Raw genomic sequence first — 18,857 nt, forward strand, 5'->3', positions numbered from 1 at the left:
CAGTAATGGAGATGATTAAATGTATGATGGATTTACAGAAAGATTAGCTGATATGGTCGTTGTCTGGTCAATACCGATAATTTTAGTGCTGTTAATTGGTTTGTCAGTCATTATGATAATTAAAAACAATAAAAAAAGTCACCCATCAATAAATAATCGTTCTCTTCAGAGATTAAATGAACAATATGCCAAAGGTGAAATCGATGATGAAGAATATATCAGGCGTAAAAAAGAAATCAAAGGTCTGTAAACCTGTAGAGAACCCTTTATTTTTGATCATCAAAACCAAAAAGTAGTAAACTGAAAAATAATAGGTCAAAGTAGAGAAGTGAAATGAATGGTTGCCTGAACTAAAATAGTAAAAGTCCGGAATGGAAATCTCACAGGTTTCTGTTCCGGACTTTGATTATCTAAAATAATTAAATGAATGAAATTTATCTATCGGCATTGAGTCAGAGAAGCAAAAGATTTATTGTATAAGGTAGAGCTTCAAATCAATCCGAAGGAACTAACTAAAAATAAGCCGATTCGTGCTATAATAGAAATCGAGCGTTTTTGAATGCAGCTGAAAAATAAGAAAGAATTTAAGGAGATAAACTCAATGACTTACGCACTTGAAATAAAGGATTTGAAAAAAGTATATGCAGGTGGCGTTGAGGCGTTGCGCGGCATCGATTTGACGGTTGAAGAGGGAGACTTCTATGCGCTGTTGGGTCCTAACGGTGCCGGTAAATCGACGACCATCGGCATTATCACGTCATTAGTCAACAAGACATCAGGAAATGTAAAGGTGTTTGGCTATGACCTGGATACCGATCTGGTGCGTGCTAAACAGCAGATCGGCTTGGTCCCTCAGGAATTCAACTTCAATCCGTTTGAAAAAGTCCAGCAGATCGTTGTCAATCAGGCCGGATATTACGGCGTTTCACGTAAAGAGGCGTTAAAGCGCAGTGAAAAGTATTTGAAACAATCTGACTTATGGGAAAAAAGGGATGTACGTGCCCGTATGCTGTCTGGGGGAATGAAACGCAGATTAATGATCGCCCGCGCATTGATGCATGAACCGCGTCTGCTTATCTTAGATGAGCCGACAGCCGGGGTGGACATTGAGCTGAGACGCGAAATGTGGCGTTTCCTGAAAGAGTTGAATGCAAATGGGACAACAATCATTCTTACGACTCATAATCTGGAAGAAGCAGAAATGCTTTGCCGGAATATCGGCATTATTCAAACTGGCGAACTGATCGAAGATACCAGCATGAAAACGTTACTGGCAAAACTTATGTTTGAGACCTTTATTTTTGATTTAGAGTCTTCTGATATAAAACCGACAATCACGGGTTATCCGAGTGAGCTTGAAGATGAAACGACTCTTTCTGTAGAAGTCGAGCGTAATCAGGGCGTCAACGACGTGTTTGAGCAGCTCAATCAACAGGGAATAAAAGTCCTTTCCATGCGCAATAAATCCAATAGGCTGGAAGAATTATTCTTGAAAATCACCGAAAAAACAGACAAAGTGGAGGACGCGCATGTTTAACCTATATTACACAGCTCTAAAAAGCCTGGCAGTCAAAGAAACGAACCGCTATCTGCGTATTTGGATACAAACACTGGTTCCGCCAGTGATCACGACATCGTTATACTTTGTCATCTTCGGAAATCTGATCGGTGAAAGAATCGGACAGATGGAGGGATTCTCCTATATGGAATTCATCGTACCTGGACTGATCATGATGTCAGTCATCACAAGTTCCTATTCTAATGTTTCTTCATCCTTTTTCTCGCAGAAATTCCAGAAAAACATTGAAGAACTGCTGATCGCACCCGTCCCGACACACATCATTATGTGGGGATTTGTTATCGGGGGAATGGGCAGAAGCATACTCGTGGGAACCCTTGTTACGATCATTTCTCTTTTCTTCGTTCCGCTCCAGGCGTATTCATGGTTCATTATCATAGTTACCTTACTTATGACGTCCATTGTGTTCTCCTTAGCAGGCTTATTGAACGGTATCTTCGCCCAGTCTTTTGATGATGTGTCGATCGTGCCTACCTTTGTCCTGCAGCCGCTGACTTACCTTGGCGGAGTGTTTTATGCCATCTCGATGCTGCCTCCGTTCTGGCAGGGCGTATCAAAGGTCAATCCGATCGTCTATATGATTTCAGGGTTCCGGTATGGTTTCCTTGGTATTATAGATGTGCCGATTTTGCTTTCTATGGGCATACTGATCCTGTTTATCATCGTGCTGTACGCGGTCGACTGGTATTTAATTGAAACAGGACGTGGACTGAGAAGCTAATGACTGTAAGTTCTCAAAATATAGTATGATTCTGATTTATTTATTAATATCAAAAAAGTTAAAACCAGATGTCCTCGACTAATTATGTTGAGGATATCTGGTTTTTGCTTAATCAGGATGTAGTTGGAAACCTTGTTAGTACATCTTCATAAGATGGTCAATGTCTACCAGACACCTTAAGGATACTAGTGTGAATGGTGAAATCAAATATAACAAATTAGTGTAGATTAACTCACATATGCATGATATTATAAATATATACTATATAAATAGTGTAATCAATAAGACAAGAGATTATATTCGAACGATAGAATTAAAAAGAGTAAAATGAAGGAAGGCATTCATTTCCCAATTACTAAAAATCAGTGTCAAGCGAAAAGAAAAGAGGCTATATAATGTTGAAAAATAACGATTTTTCAGATATCACTTTAGGACGTAGATCTATTCGAGTTTACGATGAAACCGTTAAGATTTCTCACGAAGAAATGCTAGAAATGATCCAGGCAGCAACAAGAGCCCCGTCATCAGTAAATTTGCAACCTTGGCGCTTTGTCGTGGTGGATAGCGATGAAGGGAAAGCAAAATTAAGGCCACTGGTTCGATGGAATACAACACAAAACGATACATCATCAGCAATGCTTCTGATTTTCGGAGATTTGCAGTGTTATGAATACGCAGAAGAAATCTACGATAAAGCAGTGGCAGAAGGAAAAATGTCAGAGAAAGTGAAAAATGAGCAGCTGGCGGATATCATTCCTCTCTATAAAGGCTTCAATAAAGAAAAAATGAAGAAAGCAGTAAAACTCGATTCCGCTTTAGCAGCTATGCAGTTTATGCTTGTTGCCCGTAGCCACGGTTATGATACAAATCCTATCGCCGGATTCGAGCATGGCCAATTAGCAGAAGCGGTTGGATTAGACAAAGAACGCTACGTTCCGGTTCTGATTTTATCTGTGGGTAAAGCATCGGAAACAGGCGAAGAAACTGTTCGGCTAGATGCAGAAAAAATCACAACTTTTAAATAACAGGTCATAGTTTGAGTGTATCTTTGTGTGAAAAACAACTTAATTGTATTTCAAAATTTAAGAGTCAAAATATTCGAATAAACAGGGGGATCCGCTCCGATAGATTATACTGAAAAAGCAGTGTGCGAGGAATAGATAACTCATTCCTAGCACACTGCTTCGTATACTTCATCTATTAAAGTGTCTTTACAAGTAACTAGGCTAAAGTATCATTTAGACCAGGGAAAAATCATTGGTACTCTTTTTGTATAGTCTTCCCATTCATCATATTTCTCCATGTTTTTCTCTAGTAACGGAGTGGATATTTTGATTAATACAGTACTCATTAAAATAGGTGAGATAGCTAACAGGATATAATAAAATGGGTTCACAGAACCAGTAAAGAACAACGTGATACCAGTGGCATATAATCCGATCCAAATTAATATCTCTCCAAAATAGTTTGGATGACGTGTGATCGACCATAGTCCTGATTGCAGCAGTTTACCTGTTTTTTTACTGATATGCTGTCTTAATTGTTCGTCACCAACGACTTCAAAGATCAGTCCGACCAGCGCAATAAGCAATCCAGCGTAAACGAGATACTGGTGACCTGCATCAAAACTGAATTCATTGTATTTGATTACTACATAGCTTGCAGAGCCAACGATAAAGTTGATAATGCCTTGAACCATGAACACTCTGAAAAAGGCAATGAGGACGACTTTGTCGCCCCATTCTTCACGCCACTGTGCGTATCTGAAATCTTCGGGTTTTCCATAATTTCTTTTCAATAAACGTAAGGATAACCTGAGGCCCCAAACAGTAATAAACCCGACGATCACATACGAGAGAATGGTGGGATCTTCAGTCACAAACAGCGTAAGCCAGCTGCCAACAACAAAACCCATCCCCCAGCCAATGTCGACAATTGAGTTGTTTTTGATCACGGTTGCTATAATAAAGATTATGGTGAAATAAGCAAAGGTGAAAAGTAATGGCACCAGTAGTCCATCCAAACCAAAATTAGTGAATCCTTGTGTGGCGATTGCCAGCGTTGCTAAAAACAATATAGGGTAAATAATAAGTCTTTTCTTATCCATAACGCACCTCTTTCAGTTTTTATACATAATAATATACCATAAAAAAAGATACTAAATCGAGATATTTCATAATGAATTATAATACTTTCATTATGAACTGTGATAGCAGTAATCGATTCAAGTCTCTAGTCAGAACGAGTCCTAGTTGAAAACTTAACAGCGATAAAGTAAATGGTTACACCTAATATAGCCGAAATGTATATAATTAGATTATTCACACTTATGTCACCAAAGAAAAACAATAGCAGAACAGCAGCACTATACAACATTTGACTTGCTAATAGTTTAGATTTGTTTATGATCTTACCGTTATCATCTCTGGTTTCATCTTTTGATAAAAACCAATACACTATAAAAGATAGACCTAATGTGGCAATCACAAATAGGGTTATAGGATCTAAATAATCTAAACTGTTGAAGGATAAATAGTTCATGAAAAAACTCTCTGCTATAAAGAAGGCTAAACCTATTCCACTAGCTATTAATACTACGCTTGCTTTTTTTCTCGTTTTTGTGATGAACGTCATAGCTAAAAGAAATATCAGTAAATAGACACTGTTTTCAGCGTTTAAAGAGAGGTATACAGTGAGTCCTAGTACTGAATAGATATCGAAAATGGTCAGCTCTTTTCCTGTGATGCCATTAACCATTCTCATAAGTAGAAGCATCCAGAGAATCACCAGGAGCTGGATATTTTCATAATAGATTAGATTCAAAAGTGAAAAGGCAGCGGCTATAAATGCTGAATAATCATGTTTTGGATCGATTTCTCTGGAAAGTGCCCAAGTTAAAAAGACGCCAGCGCCGATATATATCCCTGCTGAAACCTCTCCTGTCAACAGCCACCCGATAGCCGCTGTAAAAAGTGCCAAGAGCGCGATGATCTGATTTGTTTTGTAACTAAAATCTATGTTTCTTCCCAAGGTAAAGATAAAATCACTCCTTCATGAATATAGTATGCCCTGATTTTTGATAACTGATAAATAGACTATCAGCCCGTATTTCTTTTCAATTATTTCTAATTCTCTAGTTCACTATCCGATAAAGTTCTTCTGCTATGATTTGATACCCTGATCCATTTGGATGGAATTCATCGATAGAGAGATAGTCGGTTAAATGATATTGAAACAGTTCATACGTTGGTATAAAAGCAAAGTTAACATCCGAATCTACAATTAAACGCGTTTCGTAATTCCATTCTAAAACTAATCTGGCATTTTGTGGTTCTTCTTGGCTGTAAGGATTGTATAAACCTATGAAGGCCAATTGTGCATCTGGATTGATGGATCGAATCTCTCTTAAAACTAATTCCAGATTTTCTTTATAGGTGTTGAGCGCTTCTTCAAAGGCAAGTGATAGAGTTAAATTGTCTTCGTACTCCAGACGATTTAAATCATTTCCCCCAATTGAAATAATGATCAACTGTGCACTTGCAATGCTGGGATTATGTTCGCCGCTTGCAATCAAATCTACGAGTTGATTGCTTTCATAGCTTGGTACTGAGATGTTTGTAATGTTTTTTTCGTTTTCATCTTCTTCATTCAGTAAATCGAGATATCTTTCTCCTATACCTAAATTTTCTTCGTCTCCTACGCCAAATCCTATAGAATCTCCAAGAATGAGTATATCAGAAGAATCTGCTAAAGTTATATCTTCTTCAGGTATGCTTTCTATCTGATCTTCTGTATAAACGTTCTCATCAGTCGTACTTATAACTATAGAGGCAACAAAACCTGATATAAATAAAATCGATAGGGCTAATGCACTCAATAATAATAGTGGCCATATTACTTTTTTATACATAGTTATCCTCCTTGATGGTCGACTTAAACCAAGACATCTTTGCGATTAAATACTATAAAACTTATCAGTAATGACAATAGAGCCCAAGCACTCAGTATAAGAATGGAAAAGTTCAAGCTCATCCCTTCAATTGGTTGATAGGATCCAGTTAAATAGCGGGTAAGATCTAAATTTGTAACGAAAAAATATTTGACTAGGTCCCATTCAGATAAGAAAAACTGTAAAAATTGACCGCCGATCAGAGATGCCATCAATATGCCTATAGCCGACGAACTATTATCAACTACAACTGAAATCAATAGTGTTATAGAAGCTACTATGATAGAGACAAACCATAATAGAGAATAGATCAACAAGGTATATTGAAAGCGAGAAATCAATATGGTTGAATCAGAACTTAATGTGCCCTCAAACAAACTGAAACCGGTCACTACGGGTTCGCTGAATCCCCATTCTTGAAAGAAAAAATAGGCTACCAAAGTTGATATGATGCCAATAATAAACACTAAAAGCGTGGTCATGATCAAAAGGGCAATATACTTGCTTAATAGCACTTTCCATCTGGGTACCGCTCGTGTAAGGAGGATTTTGATCGTTTTTTTGGAGAATTCACTTGAAACCAGATCTGCAGCTAAAATGGCAATGAGAAGAGGGATAAATAATGTGATTCCCTGTTCTACAAATTCAACATTAAATTTAGATGCTGTAGGAGTTATAGGGTTGATGTCATTCTCGATAAAATAATTCAATTGTTGAATTTCTCTATCAATGGATGCTCTTACTTCCTCAGGTATTAATTCATTGCCACTACGTTCTTCAAGATCACTGAGCCTTTGAGTAGTGAGGGCTTCCCAATCATAGGCTACCCCGCCAGATTCTGCTTCAAACTGTTGTATAGTTCTGTCATAGGAATATTTTTGTCCATAGGAGAACAGGCTCACAAAAATTAAAAGCAAAAAAACGATCAGCAGCATTTTTTTCTTTAATAAAATCTTCATCACTTCATTTTGGGTCAACGAAAGCATAGTATCACACCTTTACTAGATTTTGTGTTCACCTGTAAGTGTTAAAAACAAATCTTCCAGCGTTCTCTTTTTGTTTTCAATATACTTGATCTCAAAACCTAAATTAAATAATGTTTTATTTATTTCTGTAAGCATTCCCACCTCAACTAGTGCGCTTAGATTTTTTTCATCAATAGACGAATCTATATTGAATTTATTTTTGAGGATCGATTGTGCCTTTTTTGGATCATCCAAGGTCCAAACCACTTCACCGGTTGATAGAACTTCATCTATTGATGCATTACTAATAATACTGCCGTTATTTATGATACTGACGCGATCACACATCAGTTGAACTTCACTGATCAGATGTGAGGAAATCAAGACCGAGATGCCTTTTTCCCTAGCCAGTTTTTTCACGATTTCTCTAAACTCATGTATGCCTTGAGGATCAAGTCCATTTGTCGGTTCATCCAAGATCAATAATTTGGGTTTGTGAATCAGGGCCTGAGCTAAACCGATCCGTTGTTTCATCCCCATGGAATACACTTCGACCTTGTCATGGATCCGATTGCCCATACCGACTAATTCTACCGCTGCATCTATATCTTTCTTAGTCACGCCTTTAGACATGCTGCCGAGCATCTCGAGGTTTTTATACCCACTCATATAATCATAAAGATCTGGACTTTCTATAATACAACCGACATTAGACATAGCTTTTACATAATCTTTCTCAATGGAATAGCCAGAAATTTCAATGTCTCCTGAGGTAGGCCTTGATAAGCCTACGATCATCCTTAAAGTCGTCGTTTTTCCAGAACCATTGGGTCCCAAAAAACCTAATATTTCGCCCTGTTTGATATCAAAACTGACATCTTTTATAATTTGTTTTTTCTTGATCTGCTTTGTTATGTTTGAAACCTTTAACACCGAAGTTTCCATAATAAGCCTCTTTTCAAGGGTATTTTTAATTCTAAGCATAAAATAATAGCTGATCGATCTGAACCTTTTTTTAGGTAAAAGATAGGTTAATACTATTGTATCACTATACACACTTGTAGAATAGTGGAACGATAATAAAGGACCAGCAATAATTTTGCTGGTCCTTTATCTAATTTAACTGATCTTCATAGTATGAGTTTGAAAGGCAAAAGACTCGATAGCTAAACTTTTATAAACCGCGGATAAGAGAGCCGGCCTTTAGTTTTTCTGACAGTCAAAAAGTCCGATCGTGAATTATATTAGAATAAGTTGAGCCGGATCAGAGGGCAATAGATACTCTCTTTCCATTATCACTGATTTGACTTTAGAAACGCATGAAAACTATCTCCCCAGTCACAAATGGCTGTTACGACCGGCTCTAAGCTCAGTCCGATCTCGGTCAATCTATAGTCCACTTTGGGAGGGACGACCGGGTAAACGGTTCGCTGGATAACGTGATCTTCCTCTAATTCTCTTAGTTGCCGGATCAGCATCCGCTGGTTGATGTCTGGAAAGATTTTTTGGAATTCACTCAGTCGTAATGGCGATTCCTGGAGTAGTGCCCAGACAATTGCGATTTTCCAACGTCCTCCAATAACAGATAACGCCAAGTCTTTGTTCGTATGAAATTCTTTTCCTTTATGCAGCATCGACTGATTCAAATCCTTTCTTGATACCTGAGTATAACCCATGGTGACAAATATGTCAGTATTAACTTTTCAGTCAATATCCAATACAATGAGGTTATTGGGAAGGATGACACGTTACTACTACAAAAGGTCCTTCTGTTAAAGGTAATCAAATCAATAAGGTTTGACGAGTTTAGGATGTATAATGAATTAATGAAGACGTACGAACAAAAGAAAGTAGGAAAAATATGAAAAGCAGAGCCGCAGTAGCGTTTGGTCCGAATGAGCCCCTTGAAATCGTTGAGATCGATGTTGAAGAACCAAAAGAAAATGAAGTAAGAGTGAAAATATTATATACATCTGTTTGTCACACGGATGCCTTCACGTTGTCTGGAGACGATCCAGAAGGCGTTTTCCCAGCAGTTCTAGGCCATGAAGGTGGAGGAATCGTTGAATCAATCGGGAAGGGTGTCACATCCTTCAAACCGGGCGATCATGTCATCCCGCTGTATACAGCAGAATGTGGGAAGTGTAAGTTCTGTCTTTCCGGAAAAACAAATTTATGCAGCGCAGTCCGGGAGACTCAAGGGAAAGGGCTGATGAAGGATGGGACGACGCGTTTTTCATATAAAGGCGAGCCGATCTATCATTATATGGGCACCAGCACCTTCAGTGAATACACGGTCGTCAATGACGTCAACCTGGTGAAAGTCGACGAAGATGCGCCATTAGAGAAGGTTTGTTTGCTCGGCTGCGGCGTAACGACGGGGATGGGCGCTGTTAAAAACACGGCGAAAGTTGAAGAAGGTGCAGTCACTGCCGTATTCGGCCTGGGCGCAATCGGCTTGGCTGCCATTCAAGGTTTGAAAAAAGCCAACGCTAAACGGATCATTGCCATTGATATCAATCCGAAAAAATGGGAATTAGCTAAAAAGATGGGTGCGACTGATTTTGTTGATCCCAAAGAGCACGATCGTCCGATCCAGGAAGTCATCGTCGAAATGACTGACGGCGGAGTGGACTACAGCTTTGAATGTATCGGGAACGTTGACGTCATGAGATCTGCGCTCGAATGCTGCCACAAAGGGTGGGGCGAAAGCATCATCCTGGGTGTCGCGGGTGCGGGGAAAGAAATCCAGACACGTCCATTCCAATTAGTTACCGGTCGCATCTGGCGCGGGTCAGCGTTTGGCGGCGTAAAAGGAAGAACCGAACTGCCAGGAATGGTTCTGGATTATATGGACGGCGAGATCGATTTGGATTCGTTTATCACGCACAACCTGGAATTTGAAGAGATCAACGAAGCATTCGACCTCTTGCACAAGGGTGAATCCATCCGGACTGTTTTATCTTACTGAAATTTGAATTTAATATAACTTTAGTTCATCAGAAATCGAGGAGGAAATGGCGTGTCAAAACTAGAACTTCTAGAAGAACATCGTATTTTCGACGGGGTCCAATACAAGTATCGTCACAGGTCTGAAGTACTGGACTGTCCGATGACGTTCAGCTTGTTTTTACCGAATAAAGCCAGATTTCCCGAGCCGCCTTTGCTGTGGTGGTTGTCGGGATTGACGTGTACCGATGATAATTTCACCCATAAAGCGGGCGCTCAACGAACCGCAGCGCGTCTGGGGATCGCCATGCTCGTGCCGGACACGAGTCCGCGAGGCGACGAGATAGCTGACTCGGAAGATTATGACTTAGGCCAGGGAGCCGGCTTCTATCTTAATGCCACTGAAGAACCGTGGGCCGCTCACTATAAAATGTATGATTATATAATAGAAGAATTAACTAATCTAGTACGGGATGAATTTGATTTGAATGGGCCTGAATTTATTTCGGGTCATTCCATGGGTGGTCACGGCGCACTGGTTTTAGGACTGAAAAATCCGGAACGGTTCCGATCGATCACAGCATTTGCGCCGATCGTTAATCCCAGCCAGGTTCCCTGGGGTATGAAAGCCTTTGAAAACTATCTTGGAGACGATAAAAAAACATGGGCTGAATGGGATGCGTTGGCGTTGATGAAGCAACAGGCAGGCAAGAAAGTGCCTATCCTGATCGATCAGGGCGATGCCGATCCTTTTTACAAAAAAGAACTGGAACCGGCTAAGCTAGTCGAAGTCACAAAAGAGAAGGATTACCCTTTGACTGTCCGGATGCACAAGGGTTATGACCACAGCTACTACACAATTTCAACGTTCATAGAAGAGCATCTCGAGTTCCACTTCGATGAATTAAAAAAAGGTAGGGGTATTCAGAAGTAGAAGAACACGCTGATCGAACACCGGAATCTGTAATTGCTGATATTTAAAAAAATTGGTGTCGTAATAGGTGTCACCCTCGATGAATACGAAGACATCCTCACACACATGGTCACTTGCCCAACATGTCACGGGTCGATCGATACGGCGGTCGTCAAGCACGTCGTCGCCAGTCACCGCGTGAACGACCGCAGCCAACTGCCTGTTGCTCAACAGGCGTATGGGTCACATATGGATAAGGAGAGAAGACACATGTTTGAATTGGAAGGGAAATACAACAAAGCAAAAGTGTTTGCAGATAAGCTCGAAGAGGGGGCGATCGAACAGATCGTCACCTTCTGTAACCAACCACACAGCAAAGGGTCGCGGATCCGCATCATGCCTGACGCGCACCAGGGAGCAGGCTCGACGATCGGCACAACGATGACGGTGACAGATACCGTCGTTCCGAACCTTGTTGGCGTAGATATTGGGTGTGGGTTAAGCGTCGCAATCGTTAAAATCAACCCTGCAGACCTTTCGTTTGATCGAGTGGATGACGTTATCCGCCGTTACATCCCAAGTGGCTTTTCCACACAACCGCCGAACCGCCTCCACCGCTTCAGTAAATTAGTCAAATACCGCGATATTAAAGCGCCGATCGATTTGGAACGCGCCAAAGCCTCGATCGGGACATTGGGTGGCGGGAATCACTTCATCGAGATCAACGCCTATGACGAGGAGCACATTGCGGTGGTTGTGCACAGTGGGTCGCGGAACTTAGGGAAGCGGATCGCAGAATTCCACCAAGGCCGTGCGTACGATGAGCTGATTGCTCAAAGAGACACACACGCTGCAATAGTGGCGCAGAGGAAGAAAGATGGGGATCAAGAAGACGTTCAAAGCACCCTTCAAGCCAGACCCAAACAAGCAATTCCTAAAGAATTGGCTTATTTGAAAGGGGAGTCTTTTGCAGATTACCTGAACGACATGACGATCGCTCAGCACTATGCCGAACTGAACAGACAAGCCATGCTGGAAACGCTCCTCGCCCAGATGAACTGGACAGCCGTGGATGCCTTCTCAACGATTCACAACTACATTGATATGGACAATATGATCTTACGCAAAGGCGCTATCTCTGCTCAAAAAGACGAGCGGGTCATCATCCCACTGAACATGCGTGACGGCAGCATTATCGCCTACGGCAAGGGCAATGAAGACTGGAACTATTCCGCTCCTCACGGGGCTGGGCGCTTGATGTCACGTACCAAAGCGAAAAAACTGGTGGTACTGGCCGACTTCAAAGAGACCATGAAAGAGGTCTGGAGCAGTTCGGTAAAGCTGTCGACCCTGGATGAAAGCCCTATGGCTTATAAACCAATGGACGAGATCATCGAACAGATCAAAGAGACCGTGACGATAGACCGTATCATTAAACCGCTCTACAATTTCAAAGCAAACTAAGTCGGCTAACGGGAGGCTGCTGAAAAACAAGAGGGATTTTAGCAGATTATATTGCTCACAATGAGATACAGGATAAAAAAATAGGAATTACTGCCTCATTCACAACGTGAATGGTCAGTATTCCTATTTTTTATTCACGTTTACCACAAACATTGTTGTGGCAGCTTGAATGTCCCTAGCTCTTTTTGGTCTGTCTTTCATCACTATATGTGTCTTATTTGTCCAGCCAGCTAAAGGCACGTTTGAGTTCCGCCGTCCCGTGCTTATCATACCAGCGACCGTGTGCGAGGATGATTTTTTCAGGCTGCCAACTGAGCATACGCTTGTAGCACTGCCGAGCTTTTTCCTTTTGTCCGAAAAAAGTCAGGCGTAGATCGATCGGAGCTTTGCCGTTTGGATCTGCGATACCGGCTAGTTTATAGACGGTTTTCCAAAAATAGTTCGACGTGCGTTCGGGTTCGAAATTCTCGATCAAGTCAGTCAGAATCAGCGTTTTGCTGCGCTTATGGAAAAACACCACTTCCTCCAGTGCCCGACTGCCTTTAAAGATAAGCTGGTCTATGTCATCTGACCACTCTGAAGGGGCCTCGTCTTCCAGGGGGCGATCAAAATCAACTATTATATTTTGTGACTGTGCGCGCTTTTCGACACCAGGGCTCGACCAGGCAGTCGCATTCGGATAATAAGTCTTCCATTCTGCTATATAGGCGTAATGAATTCTGTTTGGAGAAACCAAGTGCTTCACTTCACCCAGCTTATCGATTTCGTTCAATAGCCTCTCGTCCGGTTTGATCGGTGAATGGACCCATAAGGACTGATCCTTTAATTTCACGATCGTCATCCGTGTTGAAAAGGGAATCCCAAAGGTCAGCACGTTCATTTTGATTATGCCGCCGTCTACGATCCATATATCTGAATCGATTTTTTTCAAGGTGTTTAAGGGTTCATAAAGTGGAATAGGCATATAGTCGTCTCCTTTACTAATGGGAAATAGGGGGTTATGTTTTCACAGTCTAAACAGATGATTTCTTTTGATGTGAGCCTATTATGCTGTCGTTACAATAGGCCCGTCACTTGTGATTATGATGGTATGTTCATATTGTGCCACATAACTTTCATCAGTGAGGAAGGTCCAGCCATCATCCGACTGGAAGACGTCTTCTTCAAGTGTAGAGATAAATGGTTCAAAAGCGATGACCATGCCTTCTTCCAAAACGACATCATCCCATTTTGAGAAGAAGTTGAAAATGTGATCGGGTTTCTCATGGATCGAGCGTCCGATACCGTGTCCAGTGAGGTTTTTGATAACGGTCAAACCATTCTGTTTCGCTGTGTCGTGAACAGCTTTTCCGAGCGCGCTCGTGTATGCACCAGGCATTGCTTTCTCTAGCCCAGCCTCGAAAGCTTCTTTAGCCACATCACAGATCATGTTCAAAGCGGCATTTCCATGTCCGACAACGAAGGAGAGGCCAGTGTCTGCAAAATATCCGTTCTTGGATCCGGAGACATCGATATTGATAAGATCGCCTTCTTCTATGATCCGGTTACCCGGTATGCCGTGTGCGACTTCTTCATTCACACTGATGCAGGTAAAACCTGGGAAATCATAGATTTGTTTAGGCGCTGACTGAGCCTCCGCTTGTTCGAATAATTTCTCTGATAGGTCATCGAGTTCTTTTGTGGTCATTCCCGGTTGAGTCTTTTGAACCAACTCATCTCGGATGGCGCCACAAATTTTACCGATTTCTTTCAATCCATTAAAATCTTCTTCAGTTCTCGCGATCATTTTATATCCTCACTTTTTTAATCATAGTCTAGTATCCTTACTTCTGAATTTTAGCACATTTTCTATACTTATCGGGTTAAATTTCCATTGTTGCCTAGGAAAAAACGCAACTAAAAGAATTCATAAGAAACGGGTAGTCAAAACGAAGCAAGTCTGTTATAATCGTAATTATGTAACCGCTTTATTAGTTGGTGGATCAAGTTTCGACCTAGTTGTGTCAAGGGGTAAAACCTTGACATGACCAGGCTGGAAATCGAGTTGATAAATAGAGCTGTTAAAAAAATCATCTAAAAGGGGAATACTAATATGAGCGACTATAATGCAGTATCAGCAAAAAATACGAAAAATGCACCAGAAAATATCGGTCCATATTCACAAGCTGTAGCTTATTCTCATTACAATAATCTTTCAGCTCAATTACCTATCGATCCAAAATCAGGCAAATTGGTAGCTGGTGGTGCAAAAGAGCAGGCTGAACAGTGCTTTAAAAACATCAAGGCGATCGTAGACAGCATCGACCATGTCATGAGCGACGTTGTCAGAGTCACCGTATTCGTTAAGAATATCAAAGACGTCGACGCTATTGACGAAGTTTATAAAACGTTCTTCCCGACCTATGTTCCTACACGGACGATAGTCGCAGTTTCAGCTTTGCCTATGGATGCTTTGGTGCAGATCGACGCACTTGTTTCACACGGTGAAGGGACGATTCCGGACGCACCACAATCTGGCGACCTCATAAAGCTTACGAATAATACGACAAACGCACCGATGAGTGCTCTCTCTACCCAAACTGTCGCTTTTTCTCATTACAACAATCTGTCAGCCCAATTACCTATCGATCCAAAATCGGGTAGACTGGTAACAGGTGGTGTAAAAGAACAGACGGGACAGTGCTTGAAGAATATCAAGACGATTTTAGAAAGTATCGATGTTCCTTTTGACGATATTGTTAAAATCAATATCTACCTTAAAAACTTCTCTGATATTGAAGCCGTAAATGAAGTGTACACAACCTTTTTCCCAGACTCAGCTATCGCCAGAGCCGTAGCCTATTTCCCAGCACGGACAACAATTGCAGCTAAAGCTTTACCTATGGATGCTTTGGTACAAGTTGAAGCGGTAGTGTCACACGGAGACGGGACACCTCCGCAACTTGTTGAAGACAGGCACGGACTTATCTTAGAAGCAAACAATACGGAAAATGCACCAAAAAATGCTCTAGCTACCCAAACTGTCGCTTTTTCTCATTACAATCATCTTTCAGCTCAATTACCTCTAGATCCAAAAACGGGTAAAATGGTAGCTGGTGGTGTAAAAGAGCAGGCGGGGCAGTGCTTGAAAAACATCAAGGCAATTATAGAAAGTGTCGACCACGTTATGGACGATGTGGTTAAAGTGAATATATTTCTTAAAAATATCGCGGATATCGATGCTGTAGACGAAGCTTATAAAACATTCTTCCCAGACGGAGTTCCTGCACGAAGTACAGTTGGCGTATCAACTTTACCAGGAGATGCTCTGATCCAAATCGATGCAGTTGTATCAAACGCCGAAGGAACACCTCCGATAGCGTAGTAACAGGCATTTGTTTGCAAATACAGGAACGAGCATCGTTACGTTTAATGATGACGTTGAATACGAAATAGCTTATCCTGAGTATAAAGAGACACCGTTTCAATTGAAAATTGAGACAGCTTCCGCTTATTACCAGCACAGCAAAAAAAGCAACAAGATTTCTGCCATAATCGGCTGAAATCTTGTTGCTTTTTTGTTTCCGGGCATAATGAAATGGGTATATCTTGCGAATCGATACGATGGGAAATAACTGCAAAAGGGATAGGAAGGTTTCTCTTAAGCGAGATTCCATTTATTTTTTTGATGAAAGGTACTGTTTTACTTTCTCCTTCGCAGCTTCTACGGACGATTCTTCGATCGATGTGATCAAGTTTTCGGCACAAGCGGTTGAATGACTGTACCTCGGGTCATAATAATGCGTCAGAAGGTTCTCTACAACGACTGGGTAATCTTTTTCTGCAAGCGCCTGTGCTATCGCGTTCGCCACGGGGGTGTGGATGCGACGTTTGATCACCTCAAACGCGTCAATAAATTGATCATGATAGTCGCGAGGTGAATAATCTGCTAAAATATTTTTTACACGCTCGTTTAAGGGAAGCTCGATAAACAATTGGGGACTCATTTCTTTATGTCGATAGAAGCGTTCGGGTATCGTTATCTTGCCGACCCGTGAGCTTTCCCCCTCAATGAGTATGAAAGCCTCGTCTTGATACTGGGTCAATGCTTCACCCAGCAACAGATTAAAGGTTCTTTGATTACTCGGTTCCAGTCCGATATGACCGAAGATCGAACCGCGATGATTGGCCATACCTTCCAAATCAATAACGGGATAGCCTTCTTCTTTGAGTCGAAGAAGGATGTGTGTTTTTCCGTTTCCGGTATGCCCATTCAAGACATATAATGGTGGGATGTGTATTGTGCCGAGCTGTTCTTTATTCCAGTCGTGATAGGCTTTGATCCCACCGCTCAAACGATTTACACGGATATTCATTAAATCGACAACCGTTGCAGCCGTTTCACTGCGCATGCCCCCGCGCCAGCAGAACACGGTTACTGGTGTCTTTAGTTGCTTGAAGTGCTGGATAAAGTCAGGTAATTTTTTCGAAAAAATTTCTAGACCAAGGTCCGTTGCGGCCTCTTTTCCTTTTTGTTTATAGGTTGTGCCGACCTCGGCGCGCTCGTCGTTCGAAAAAAGTGGTATGTTGATCGCGCCTGGGATCGTTGCTTCCGCATATTCTTTCGGTGAACGCACATCGACAACGGTATTTCCCTGTTCTTTTAATCGATAGAGCTCAGGTGGTGTGACATCTTTAAACATAATCGTATCCTTCCTTATTTGACGTAGATATGACCGGCATCGCCGTCTGATACTTCCCCGATCACTTTAGCATCGATCCCTTTAAGTTTAAGAGAGTCAAGTAATGCTGAAACGTCTGTTGCGCTCACGGCCATCAGTAAGCCGCCTGAGGTGACTGCATCTGCTAAAATGAGCTGATCGATCTCATCGTGATGGTCTTCAAAATGGACAACAGCTTTTACATGTTTCAAATTATTTCGTGATCCACCAGGAATGGCACCTTGTTCTGCAAGGTCACGCACGCGAGGTAGGACAGGGACGTCGTCTTTTCGGATGGTCAACGCCTGATGACTTTCGGTGGCCATTTCAGTGAGGTGGCCTAACAGTCCGAAGCCAGTGACGTCGGTACAGGCATGGACGTCGTGCTGATTCATGACCTCTGCCGCTGCTTTATTGAGTGTTGCCATCACGCGCGTGACGTTACTGGTTTCCTCGTCTGTCAATAAGTTGTTTTTAATGGCTGTGGTCGAGATACCCACGCCGATCGGTTTTGTGAGAATAAGTTTGTCGCCTATTTCTGCTCCGGCATTTGTGTGTATGTGATCCGGATGAATCGTACCGGTGACTGAAAGGCCAAATTTTGGTTCCTGATCATCGATCGAGTGTCCCCCGACAAGGTTACAGTCGGCTTCCCGCAGTTTATCGCTTGCGCCGCGCAAGATATCAGTGAGGATAGCTTTATCTAAGTCGAAAATGGGGAAAGCCACGATGTTCAGCGCAGTGATCGGTTTTCCGCCCATCGCATAGACATCACTCAATGCATTCGCCGCTGCAATCTGACCGAAATCGTAGGGGTCATCAACGATCGGAGTGAAGAAATCAAGGGTCTGGACGATGGCCAGGTCATCCGTCAATTTATAGACACCCGCATCGTCTCCGGTATCTAAACCGACGAGCAGATTTGGGTCGTTCTTTTGGGTTGGAAGGTTAAGAAGTACTTCGCGTAATTCGGTAGGGCCGATCTTACAGCCGCAGCCGCCTTTTTTGGTAAGTGTGGTTAATTTGACTTGAGTCATTCTTGTTTGCCTTCTTTCATTTGGTTGATATCGCTACTCACAGTTTAACACGCTTTTTATTGTTCTGTTATGATTGAAGGGGATTTCTTTAAAAGTTACGGATTTTCACCAATGATATTCAGATTTTGAGAAAAGTATGGAAGATTTTGTTGATTCGGCATAGTCAGGCGGATATTTCGGCGAGTGATGCTAAGTGAGCTCAACTTCGACGAGCTCAGGATAAAAACCCGGTGAGTGATGCTAAGTAGCACGAAGTTCGGCAAGCTCAGGATAAAAACCCGGTGAGTGATGCTAAGTGAGCCCAACTTCGGCGAGCTCAGGATAAAAACCCGGTGAGTGATGCTAAGTGAGCCCAACTTCGGCGAGCTCAGGATAAAAACCCGGCGAGTGATGCTAAGTGAGCCCAACTTCGGCGAACTCAGTGTAAAAAGCCAGCGAGTAATGCTAAGTAGATTTGACTTCGGTAAACTCAATGAGAAATTTCAGCGAGAAGTGCTAATATGGACTCGATTAGGCTTTTATGCCTAATCGAGTCCATATTAGCACTTCTCGCTGAAATTTCTCATTGAGTTTACCGAAG

The 18,857-nt window shown here is 41.9% G+C and carries 19 protein-coding genes; 9 read left to right on the top strand and 10 right to left on the bottom strand.

Annotated elements, in window-relative coordinates; all coding sequences use genetic code 11:
• The first annotated feature begins 19 nt into the window (after positions 1 to 19).
• From R6U02_RS04295 to R6U02_RS04310, 4 genes are all read left to right on the top strand, one after another.
• Positions 20 to 250, top strand: a complete 231-nt coding sequence (locus tag R6U02_RS04295) for an SHOCT domain-containing protein (protein WP_410262404.1) — start codon at positions 20 to 22, stop codon at positions 248 to 250.
• Between the two features lie 351 nt (positions 251 to 601).
• Complete coding sequence (locus tag R6U02_RS04300; protein ID WP_410262405.1) at positions 602 to 1,537, top strand: ABC transporter ATP-binding protein; 936 nt, start codon at positions 602 to 604, stop codon at positions 1,535 to 1,537.
• Positions 1,530 to 2,300, top strand: coding sequence for an ABC transporter permease (locus tag R6U02_RS04305; RefSeq protein WP_410262406.1), 771 nt, complete (start codon positions 1,530 to 1,532; stop codon positions 2,298 to 2,300). Before R6U02_RS04300 ends, R6U02_RS04305 begins: the two co-directional genes overlap by 8 nt.
• A gap of 395 nt (positions 2,301 to 2,695) precedes the next feature.
• Positions 2,696 to 3,325, top strand: a complete 630-nt coding sequence (locus R6U02_RS04310) for a nitroreductase family protein (RefSeq protein ID WP_410262407.1) — start codon at positions 2,696 to 2,698, stop codon at positions 3,323 to 3,325.
• 209 nt (positions 3,326 to 3,534) lie between these two features.
• Here R6U02_RS04310 and R6U02_RS04315 read toward each other — a convergent pair whose 3' ends face one another.
• From R6U02_RS04315 to R6U02_RS04340, 6 genes are all read right to left on the bottom strand, one after another.
• Positions 3,535 to 4,407: a DUF1295 domain-containing protein gene (locus tag R6U02_RS04315; protein ID WP_410262408.1), complete on the bottom strand. Its 873-nt coding sequence runs from the start codon at positions 4,405 to 4,407 to the stop codon at positions 3,535 to 3,537.
• A gap of 125 nt (positions 4,408 to 4,532) precedes the next feature.
• Positions 4,533 to 5,330 (bottom strand): hypothetical protein, encoded by a 798-nt coding sequence (locus R6U02_RS04320; protein WP_410262409.1) that lies wholly within the window; start codon positions 5,328 to 5,330, stop codon positions 4,533 to 4,535.
• Positions 5,331 to 5,433: 103 nt separating this feature from the next.
• Positions 5,434 to 6,210 carry a GDSL-type esterase/lipase family protein gene (locus R6U02_RS04325; protein WP_410262410.1) on the bottom strand — a complete coding sequence of 259 codons (777 nt, stop codon included), beginning with the start codon at positions 6,208 to 6,210 and terminating at the stop codon, positions 5,434 to 5,436.
• 23 nt (positions 6,211 to 6,233) lie between these two features.
• Positions 6,234 to 7,226, bottom strand: coding sequence for an ABC transporter permease (locus tag R6U02_RS04330; protein ID WP_410262411.1), 993 nt, complete (start codon positions 7,224 to 7,226; stop codon positions 6,234 to 6,236).
• Positions 7,227 to 7,250: 24 nt separating this feature from the next.
• Positions 7,251 to 8,159, bottom strand: coding sequence for an ABC transporter ATP-binding protein (locus tag R6U02_RS04335; protein ID WP_410262412.1), 909 nt, complete (start codon positions 8,157 to 8,159; stop codon positions 7,251 to 7,253).
• Between the two features lie 350 nt (positions 8,160 to 8,509).
• Positions 8,510 to 8,848, bottom strand: coding sequence for a winged helix-turn-helix transcriptional regulator (locus tag R6U02_RS04340; RefSeq protein ID WP_410262423.1), 339 nt, complete (start codon positions 8,846 to 8,848; stop codon positions 8,510 to 8,512).
• 227 nt (positions 8,849 to 9,075) lie between these two features.
• Between R6U02_RS04340 and R6U02_RS04345 the strand changes: the two genes are divergently transcribed.
• The 3 genes from R6U02_RS04345 to R6U02_RS04355 all read left to right on the top strand — a co-directional run bounded on the left by R6U02_RS04345 (position 9,076) and on the right by R6U02_RS04355 (position 12,540).
• The gene (locus tag R6U02_RS04345; protein ID WP_410262413.1) at positions 9,076 to 10,185 is read left to right on the top strand and encodes an S-(hydroxymethyl)glutathione dehydrogenase/class III alcohol dehydrogenase; all 1,110 of its coding nucleotides are present in this window, start codon (positions 9,076 to 9,078) and stop codon (positions 10,183 to 10,185) included.
• Positions 10,186 to 10,236: 51 nt separating this feature from the next.
• Positions 10,237 to 11,097 (top strand): S-formylglutathione hydrolase, encoded by an 861-nt coding sequence (gene fghA, locus R6U02_RS04350; RefSeq protein WP_410262414.1) that lies wholly within the window; start codon positions 10,237 to 10,239, stop codon positions 11,095 to 11,097.
• A gap of 105 nt (positions 11,098 to 11,202) precedes the next feature.
• Positions 11,203 to 12,540 carry an RtcB family protein gene (locus R6U02_RS04355; RefSeq protein ID WP_410262415.1) on the top strand — a complete coding sequence of 446 codons (1,338 nt, stop codon included), beginning with the start codon at positions 11,203 to 11,205 and terminating at the stop codon, positions 12,538 to 12,540.
• A gap of 214 nt (positions 12,541 to 12,754) precedes the next feature.
• Here R6U02_RS04355 and R6U02_RS04360 read toward each other — a convergent pair whose 3' ends face one another.
• Both R6U02_RS04360 and map read right to left on the bottom strand, forming a co-directional pair.
• Positions 12,755 to 13,504, bottom strand: coding sequence for a DUF4336 domain-containing protein (locus R6U02_RS04360; protein ID WP_410262416.1), 750 nt, complete (start codon positions 13,502 to 13,504; stop codon positions 12,755 to 12,757).
• 81 nt (positions 13,505 to 13,585) lie between these two features.
• Positions 13,586 to 14,326: a type I methionyl aminopeptidase gene (gene map / locus R6U02_RS04365; protein ID WP_410262417.1), complete on the bottom strand. Its 741-nt coding sequence runs from the start codon at positions 14,324 to 14,326 to the stop codon at positions 13,586 to 13,588.
• Positions 14,327 to 14,632: 306 nt separating this feature from the next.
• Here map and R6U02_RS04370 point away from each other — a divergent pair, with 306 nt between their 5' ends.
• Both R6U02_RS04370 and R6U02_RS04375 read left to right on the top strand, forming a co-directional pair.
• Complete coding sequence (locus R6U02_RS04370) at positions 14,633 to 15,904, top strand: Rid family detoxifying hydrolase (RefSeq protein WP_410262418.1); 1,272 nt, start codon at positions 14,633 to 14,635, stop codon at positions 15,902 to 15,904.
• 10 nt (positions 15,905 to 15,914) lie between these two features.
• Entirely contained in the window at positions 15,915 to 16,082 is a 168-nt protein-coding gene (locus R6U02_RS04375) for a hypothetical protein (RefSeq protein ID WP_410262419.1), read from the top strand.
• A 114-nt stretch (positions 16,083 to 16,196) separates the two neighbouring features.
• Here R6U02_RS04375 and mnmH read toward each other — a convergent pair whose 3' ends face one another.
• Both mnmH and selD read right to left on the bottom strand, forming a co-directional pair.
• A complete protein-coding gene (gene mnmH, locus R6U02_RS04380; protein ID WP_410262420.1) occupies positions 16,197 to 17,222 on the bottom strand; it encodes a tRNA 2-selenouridine(34) synthase MnmH in 1,026 nt (341 codons plus the stop codon).
• 14 nt (positions 17,223 to 17,236) lie between these two features.
• Positions 17,237 to 18,277 carry a selenide, water dikinase SelD gene (gene selD, locus R6U02_RS04385; protein ID WP_410262421.1) on the bottom strand — a complete coding sequence of 347 codons (1,041 nt, stop codon included), beginning with the start codon at positions 18,275 to 18,277 and terminating at the stop codon, positions 17,237 to 17,239.
• Positions 18,278 to 18,857 lie beyond the last annotated feature (580 nt).

The organism is Alkalibacterium sp., assembly GCF_046484155.1.
Taxonomy (GTDB): domain Bacteria; phylum Bacillota; class Bacilli; order Lactobacillales; family Carnobacteriaceae_A; genus Alkalibacterium.